Genomic DNA, 8,221 nt, shown 5'->3' with positions numbered 1-8,221 from the left:
GACCCTGGCCGACGTCGTGCTGCCGTCCGCCCCGGCCGGACTCGCCGACAGGACGGACTGCATCATCGCCGACCTGGGCCAGCCCGAGGCGGCGGCACGCGTCGCGGCATTGCGGCCCGACCTGGTCTTCCACCTGGCCGCCATCGTCTCCGGCGACGCCGAGGCCAATCTGGAAAAGGGCTATCGCGTCAATCTCGACGGCACGCGCGCGCTGTTCGACGCGCTGCGGCGGAACACGGCGGACGGCCCCCGGCCACGGGTCGTCTTCGCGTCGACGAACGTGGTGTTCGGCGGCGACATGCCCGACATCATCGGGGACGATTATCTCCTGACGCCGCAGACCAGCTACGGCACGCAGAAGGCGATGTGCGAATTGCTGCTCGCCGACTACACGCGCCGGGGCCTGATGGACGGCATCGGCCTGCGCCTGCCCACGATCTGCGTGCGGCCGGGCAAGCCCAACCTGGCGGCGTCGGGATTTTTCTCGAACATCATCCGCGAACCCCTGGTCGGGCAGGAAGCGATTCTGCCGGTCGGCGAGAATATACGCCACTGGATGACCAGTCCGCGTTCGGCCGTCTCGTTCTTCCTGCACGCAGCCACGCTGGACCCGGCCGCCCTGGGGGACCGACCGAACCTGACGATGCCCGGCCTGTCGGTCACGGTTGGCGAACAGATCGAGGCCCTGCGCAAGGTCGCCGGCCCCCGGGCAGTCGCGCTGATCCGCCGCGTCCCCGATCCCGTCATTCAGCGCATCATCGCCGGCTGGGCACGCGCCTTCGATCCGGCGCGCGCGCACGCGCTGGGCTTCGTCGCCGAATCCGCTTTCGAGGACATTATCCGCGCCCATATCGAGGATGAACTGGGCGGCAGCCAGCCGGATATCCGCCGCGCGTCCTGACACGTTCCGATTTCAGAACGGGATCAACCCGTCTTGCCCCGCAACGGGGCCGGAGACAGCCTGTCATGAGCACCACATTTTCCAAGTCCGTCCCCGGGGTCGGCTCCACGGCATCGCCGCTTCAGGATGCGATCCGCAAGGCGCGCATCCGCCTCGTACCTTTCCTGATCCTGATGTACATGCTGGCGTTCCTCGACCGCACCAATGTCGGCATGGCCAAGCAGGCGCTGGCCGACACCCTTGGGCTGTCGCCCGTATCCTTCGCGCTCGGCGCCGGCATCTTCTTCGTCGGCTATGCCTTGTGCGAGGTTCCCAGCAACCTGATCCTCCACCGCGTCGGCGCGCGCCGCTGGATGGCACGCATCATGATCTCGTGGGGCCTGATCGCCGCCTGCACCATGTTCGTCAAGGGCGGCATGTCGTTCGTGGCGCTACGGTTCGTCCTGGGCGTCGCCGAGGCCGGATTCTTCCCGGGCGTCATCCTCTATCTGACATACTGGTTCCCGCCCGAGGAACGCGCCCGCGTCATCGGCCATTTCTATGTCGGCTACGCGCTGGCGCTGGTCCTCGGCACACCGCTGTCCGGCCTGTTGCTGGCGATGGACCGGATCGGCGGCCTGGCCGGCTGGCAATGGATGTTCATGATCGACGGCCTTCTGGCCTCCGCGGTCGGCATCGTCGCCCTGTTCGCGCTGCCCGACCGGCCGGCCGACGTTTCGTGGCTGAACGACACGGAAAAACAAGCCCTGGCAATGGTCCTGGCCCGCGAAAGCCGGCGGAAGGAGGCCGAAGGCACGTCCAGTTTCCTGCGCGCCCTGCGCGATCCGTGGCTGCTGCTGTTCGTCGCGATCTATTTCCTGATCCAGATAAGCAATTACGGCGTGACGTTCTTCCTGCCCGACCAGGTCAGCCAGCTCCTGGGCGTCGGAATCGGATTGAAGGTCAGCCTGATCGCCGCCCTGCCATGGCTGTGCGCGGTATTCGGCGTCTTCTTCTGGCCGCCGCTGGCCGCGCGCATCAATCGCCCGCGCACCTTCTTCCTCGTCGCCCTGCTCTGCATCGCCGGCGGCACTCTGATCTCGGCCCATGCGACGCCGCAGGTCGGTATAGCGATGCTATGCATCGCGGCCGCCGGAATCATTTCCGCCCAGGCCATCTTCTGGACCTTCCCAACCGATCGCTTCGGCGGCACGGCGGCAGCCGGCGCCATCGCCGTCATCAACGCATTGGGCAATCTCGGCGGCTTCGCCGCCCCCAACCTGCGTGCCGCCGCCGATCACCTATTCCAGACGCGCACCGCCGGGCTCCACGTGCTAGGCATCGCGGCATTGCTCGGTGTGGCACTGGCCACGCTGCTGCCCGCGCGCGGCCGCCGCGTCATCGCCCCGACGGACCTGGCCTCCGACGACGCCGTCCACCTGTCCGCCCACCTGTCCAAGGACCTCCGGCTCCTGAACCGTATCGGCGTTCCCCGAAGCCTCAACTCTTGAGCATGCGAGGTCATGAGGACGAAGACAGCATCGATATAGCGGCCCATGTCGCATCCGCGTCAGGACGGAGCCCCCATTTGCTTGTCCATGAAGACACGCCTGAACCCGCCCTCCTCGGCGCGATGCGTCTCGCGGTACCCAAGACGGGCATAGAGCTGCAGATTCTCGGACATGGCCGCGTTGGTATAAAGGCGTATGCGGCCATAGCCCTGACCCGACGCGGTCCGTTCCGCGAAACGCATCAGCGCCCGCCCGATGCCGCGCCCCTGCATCGACGGCAGGACCGCGATATTGTCCAGCAGCATGGCGTCATCCTCCGGGATAAGGACGACGCACCCCGCAATCACGGCATCCTGCAGAAACACATGGATGCGCCGCGCGGCGATCAGCGTGCGATAATCGGCAAGCATCGGGCCAGGCGCGCGGCCCAGCCGGGCGACATAATGTCCATAAGCGGCCTTCACGACCGCCTCCACATTCGCCAGGTCGTCAGGTCGTGCCAGCCGGATATGGGGCGTCATGTCCCGACGCTACGATGCCGCACCGGATGCGGCAATCTCCCGACCGGATGCGAGGCAGGGGGGACGCGGGGCAGGGGCCATGACGGCCCGCATCGACGCCCGGACCCGCCGCCCTTGCCGGGACATGGCGACGTGCTCATGTCATGGATGGCACGACAGGTGGCATGGGGAGCATGATGCATGGACAAGGACGGTTCCGATGCGGATCGCGCCTATGGCGGCACCCCGGAACGGCGGATCGCGCTTCTGATCGGGCAACTCCCCGAATGGATGCGGCCCGCCATCCACCGGCTGCGCCAGCCGGCGGCACGCTGGGTGCGAATCCCGGTCGGCGTTCTCCTGATCCTCGGCGGCTTCCTGTCTCTGCTGCCGGTCTTCGGGCTGTGGATGCTGCCGCTGGGGCTGTTGCTGCTGGCCGACGACCTGCCGCCCATGCGGCGCGTCAGGGATCGGCTCCTCTGCTGGATCGAAATGCGTCACCCACGCTGGATGGGCCTTGCAACGCCGCCGTCTCGCGACTGAACGCCAGGACACCTCCGGCTGACCGCTCGGATCGAACCCTTCCCGCCGTCAGACATTCCCACCATCCAGGAACAGCGACACCCCGGCAAGAGGCTCGCCATGCCCATCGACCGTCGCACGCTGCTGAAGCTCGCCGCCCTCGGCCCGGCAATCGGCGCCGCGCCGCGCATGGCGGGCGCCCGGGATGCAACGGAAGAAATGGCGCGGCAGAAGCCCGATTACACGCTGCGGATCGCCCCAGGACTGGTCGAACTCGCGCCCGACCACATCGTCTCGACCACGCTCTATAACGGCCAGTTCCCCGGACCGCTGCTGCGGCTCAAGCAGGGCAGGCGCGTCGTGGTCGACATCGTCAACGACACCGACACGCCCGAACTCGTCCATTGGCACGGCCAGTTCGTGCCCAGCGAAATCGACGGCGCGGCCGAGGAAGGCACCCCCTTCATCCCGCCGCACGCCATGCGCCGCATCGCCTATGTGCCACAGCCCGCGGGCTTGCGTTTTTACCATACCCATATCGTGCCCGGCGCCGATCTCAGCCGCGGCACCTATACCGGCCTCGCCGGACCGGTCTATATCGAACCGGCGGCGGATCCCGGCGCTTACGACCGAGAAATCTTCCTGGTGCTGAAGGAATTCCTGCCCTCCTTCAGCCGCGGCGGCGACATGGCGGTCGACGCGCTCGCCGGCGCGCCGCTCGCCGCATTGCAGCGGATCGGCCGGCAGGCCGACAGGCAGTTCAACGGGCCCAAGGGCTACGAGGTCGGCTACGCGCTTTTCGCCGTCAATGGCCGGATGCTGGGTCATGGCGATCCGATCCGCGTCCGGCAGGGCGAGCGCGTGCTGCTCCACGTCCTGAACGCCAGCGCAGGCGAAATCCGCAGCCTCGCCTTGCCCGGCCATAATTTCCGGGTGGTGGCGCTCGACGGCAACCCGGTGCCGTCGCCGCGCGACGTCCCCGTGCTCTGGCTGGGCGCGGCCGAACGGGTTTCGGCCATCGTCGACATGACCCACCCCGGCATCTGGATCATGGGCGACCTGGCCGACGACGACCGGCAGCGCGGCATGGGCATCGTGGTCGAATATGCCGGCATGACGGGCAGCCCGCAATGGACGCGGCCGCAGCCGTTCCGTTGGGACTATGCACGCTTCGGCAGGCCCGATGCGATGCCGCCTCCGCCGGACGAGACGATCGAAATCCTGATCGTCAAGCAGAACGGCGCCCTGAACGGCTTCAACCGCTGGACGCTCAACGGCCGCGCCTTCTCGATGGATACGAAACAGCCCGCCTACACCCTGCACCGGGGCCGGCGCTACCGGTGCACGTTCCGCAACGCCAGCGACGACATCCATCCGCTGCACCTGCACCGCCACAGTTTCGAACTGACCCATATCGGCGGAAAACCCACCGCCGGACTCATCAAGGACGTGGTGATGCTCGGCGGCTTCCAGGAACTGTCCTTCGACTTCACGGCCGACAATCCCGGACCTACCCTGTTCCACTGCCACCAGCAACTGCACATGGATTTCGGATTCATGGCTCTGTTCAATTATGCGTAGAATTATTATCCGGTCCGCCGACTATCCGGTCCACCGACTGATCCACGCGCTCCTGATCGGGCGTCTGCTAAACCAGACTTGCCCTCTTCAATCATTGAAACCTGATGGTCGCGAGATGATCGATCAGGGCCCGTACGGCCGGGGTCAAACCATGCCGGGTCGTGAAGACAAGATGCACGATTCCATGAAGGCCGCGCCATTCCGGAAGCACGCGAACAAGTTCGCCCTGGTCAAGCGCCTGGCGACAAAGGTGATCCGGGATAAGCGCCACACCTAGCCCGGCAACAGCCGCCTGCCGCACGGCAGCAAAATCGGCACAACCCAGTCGGGGCTCATGACGCGCGATATGGGACCGCCCCGCATCGGTCTGCAGGTACCATTCGCAGATCGCATCCTCATCGGAGGTGGAGAGCGTCGGCACCGAGGAAAGATCGTCGATGTCCTGCAACCGTCCGGCCAACCCTGGCGCGGCGACGAGAATACGCGTGGAATTGCCCAGCGCGCGCATCGTAAGGGCGGCATCGCCAACCAGCGCCGTGCGTATTCTCAGGGCGACATCGACGCGCTCCGCAATCAGATCGACCGCGCGATCGACCGCGACAAGCTGAAGCCGCACCTTCGGATAGCGGGCCAGGAAACCCGATACGGTTTCCGAGATCTCCTCGATCATTCCAGTCGGACAACTGAAGCGGATGCGACCCTGCGGTTCGCTCTTGGCCTGCGCCACAAGGGACTCCGCCTGTTCCATTTCCGTCATGATGAGTCTGCAGCGCTCGTAAAAGGCCTGGCCGATCTCGGTCACGCGGAAACGCCTGCTCGTCCGTTCGATCAGCCGCAGCCCAAGGCGCGCTTCCAGGGCCGCGATGCGTCGGCTGAGCTTCGATTTGGGCTCCCGCAACGTTCGGCCGGCAGCCGCGAAGCCGCCATGGCGGACGATTTCCGCGAAATAGATGAAGTCGTTCAGGTCGGATTTCATGCATCGTTCCTCCTAGTGAACGCTGCGTGCCACAAACGACGACTTATCGCATCATCGTTCCAGGATCATGTTCGTCTCACCGACGCACGAGCGTCGAAGACAAGGAGACAGGACAATGACAAACAGGTTCGAAAACAAGGTCGTGGTGGTCACCGGAGGGACGAGCGGCATCGGTCTCGCGACCGCGAAGGCGTTCGCCGATGACGGCGCCTTCGTCTTCATCACCGGCCGACGCCAGGAGACGCTCGATGCCGCTGTCCGCGGCATCGGCGGCCGGGTAACGGGTGTGCGGGGCGATATGGGTCGCCTCGAGGATATCGACCGCCTCTATGATGCCGTGCAGCAGAAGCACAGCCAGATCGACGTCCTCTTCGCCAATGCCGGTGGCGGCGAATTCGCACCACTCGGCGCAATCACCGAGGCGCATTATCAATCGACCTTCGACAGCAACGTCAAAGGCGTCCTGTTCACGGTCCAGAAGGCCCTTCCGCTGCTGCGCGACGGCGCGTCGATCGTCCTCAACGCATCGAACGTCAGCGCGGCCGGGACACCCTCATTCAGCGTCTATTCCGCAAGCAAGGCCGCCGTGCGCAGCTTCGCACGCAACTGGATGCTCGACCTCAAGGATCGCCACATCCGGGTCAATGCGATCAGCCCCGGCGTCACCGAGACCGCGGGCCTCGATCATCTGTTCGGCGGCAGCGAGCAGGCTGAAGGAACCAAAAATTACCTAGCGGGCCTGATCCCCGCCGGACGCATCGCGCAGCCCGAGGAAATCGCCCGCGCGGTGCTTTTCCTCGCCTCGGACGACGCAAGCTTCGTCAATGGCATCGAACTGTTTGTCGACGGCGGCCAGAAGCAGATCTGAAGCATAGCGCCCACCGCCCCGTCGCTGAATGGCCGGCACGAGACAACTACAGCATTGCCGGAATTGCCCATTTCGGATGGCTTGGGCGACATCAGGTGCAGACGTTTGCGCTTGATCTGACGGACTGCATGCCACTGCTCGTGTTGGACGCCACGCGTCCAACACGCTGCAAGCATGACCCCCGGCCTGCGAGGGCTGCCCCATATCTCCAGCGCGATACTGCTCAGTACTGACGCAGCAGCCCCACCAGCCTGCCCTGGATGCGCACCCGATCCGACGGCACGATGCGCGTCTCATAGCGCGCATTGGCCGGCTCCAGCGCGATCGCGCCGCCCTTCCGCCGCAGCCGCTTCAAGGTCACTTCCTGGTCGTCGATCAGCGCCACGACGATCTGCCCGTTCTCGGCGATCTCCCCCTCGCGGATAATCACCGTATCCCCGTCCAGGATTCCGGCTTCGATCATCGAATCGCCCGTGACTTCCAGCGCGTAATGCGCGCCGTGCCCCAGCAGGTTCAGCGGCACCGCGATCTGCGACCCGGTCTCGCGCAGCGCCTCGATCGCCTGGCCGGCGGCGATCCTGCCATAGAAGGGCAGGTTGATCGACCCCGCTTCCGTCGCCACGGGCGCCCCGGCCAGCCGCCCGGCGAAATCGCCCCGGATCACATTGGGCACGAACGGATCGGCAGCCGGCGCCCGTGCCGCCTCCGTTTCCCGAACGGGGCCAGGGCCAGGGGCAGGGGCAGGGGAGGAAACAGCTTCCTCCGCCATCTGCGCCCCCATCGCCTTCCCGTCGGCCGTAACGACCTCCGGCAGGCGCAGCACCTCCAGCGCCCGGGCACGATGATGGCGCCGCCGCAGGAAATCGCGCTCCTCCAGCGCCGAGATCAGCCGGTGAATGCCCGATTTCGACCGCAGGTTCAGCGCATCCTTCATCTCGTCGAACGACGGCGAAAAACCGGTCTGCTTCAGATGCCTGTCGATGAACAGCAGCAGCTCATGTTGCTTGCGTGTCAGCATTGGCACCCCCGTGACCGAATTGAGCGACTTATTGGACGCGTGGTTGGCCGATCCGTTACCAGGGCAGGGAACAAACAGGAAACCTATTGATGTTGTTCTATATTGGTTCCCACCCGTCCGTCAACAGCACCGGCCCGCCCCGGCCCCCGGATCACACGAAAAAGACCGTGCCGAGGCCGTTTTACAAGCCGTGCTATCAAGCCAGAGCGGCCCGCAGAAAAGACGCGTCGGATTACCGGTCGCCCGGTTCGTGAAGCGGCCTCTCAGATCGACAGGCTGTCCAGCCGCAGCACCTGGCACGGCGCACCCGCGCGCGCCGCCGGCGCATGCGGCGGCCGCAGGATCAGCGCCTGGCTGTCGGCCAG

At 65.8% G+C, this 8,221-nt stretch carries 8 protein-coding genes; 5 read left to right on the top strand and 3 right to left on the bottom strand.

The annotated features are described in order from the left end of the window. Both denD and HUK84_RS06975 read left to right on the top strand, forming a co-directional pair. A partial coding sequence (gene denD / locus HUK84_RS06980) for a D-erythronate dehydrogenase (protein ID WP_176639641.1) occupies positions 1–901 on the top strand: 901 nt, incomplete at its 5' end. A 65-nt stretch (positions 902–966) separates the two neighbouring features. Further along, positions 967–2,391, top strand: a complete 1,425-nt coding sequence (locus HUK84_RS06975; protein ID WP_176639640.1) for an MFS transporter — start codon at positions 967–969, stop codon at positions 2,389–2,391. Between the two features lie 59 nt (positions 2,392–2,450). Here HUK84_RS06975 and HUK84_RS06970 read toward each other — a convergent pair whose 3' ends face one another. Further along, entirely contained in the window at positions 2,451–2,912 is a 462-nt protein-coding gene (locus HUK84_RS06970) for a GNAT family N-acetyltransferase (protein WP_176639639.1), read from the bottom strand. Between the two features lie 180 nt (positions 2,913–3,092). Between HUK84_RS06970 and HUK84_RS06965 the strand changes: the two genes are divergently transcribed. Together HUK84_RS06965 and HUK84_RS06960 are read left to right on the top strand one after the other, a co-directional pair. Next, complete coding sequence (locus tag HUK84_RS06965; RefSeq protein WP_176639638.1) at positions 3,093–3,434, top strand: hypothetical protein; 342 nt, start codon at positions 3,093–3,095, stop codon at positions 3,432–3,434. Positions 3,435–3,533: 99 nt separating this feature from the next. Then, positions 3,534–4,994, top strand: a complete 1,461-nt coding sequence (locus tag HUK84_RS06960; protein ID WP_176639637.1) for a multicopper oxidase family protein — start codon at positions 3,534–3,536, stop codon at positions 4,992–4,994. A 91-nt stretch (positions 4,995–5,085) separates the two neighbouring features. Here the strand turns inward: HUK84_RS06960 and HUK84_RS06955 are convergent, their stop codons facing one another. After that, entirely contained in the window at positions 5,086–5,970 is an 885-nt protein-coding gene (locus HUK84_RS06955; RefSeq protein ID WP_176639636.1) for a LysR family transcriptional regulator, read from the bottom strand. A 67-nt stretch (positions 5,971–6,037) separates the two neighbouring features. On the opposite strand from HUK84_RS06955, the gene HUK84_RS06950 reads away from it, so the two are divergent. Further along, a complete protein-coding gene (locus HUK84_RS06950) occupies positions 6,038–6,838 on the top strand; it encodes an SDR family NAD(P)-dependent oxidoreductase (protein WP_246285489.1) in 801 nt (266 codons plus the stop codon). Positions 6,839–7,061: 223 nt separating this feature from the next. Here HUK84_RS06950 and lexA read toward each other — a convergent pair whose 3' ends face one another. Continuing rightward, positions 7,062–7,856, bottom strand: coding sequence for a transcriptional repressor LexA (gene lexA / locus HUK84_RS06945; protein ID WP_176639635.1), 795 nt, complete (start codon positions 7,854–7,856; stop codon positions 7,062–7,064). Positions 7,857–8,221 lie beyond the last annotated feature (365 nt).

Source organism: Nguyenibacter vanlangensis (genome assembly GCF_013376155.1).
Lineage (GTDB): Bacteria > Pseudomonadota > Alphaproteobacteria > Acetobacterales > Acetobacteraceae > Gluconacetobacter > Gluconacetobacter vanlangensis.
This window is presented reverse-complemented; position numbering and strand designations above follow the sequence as displayed.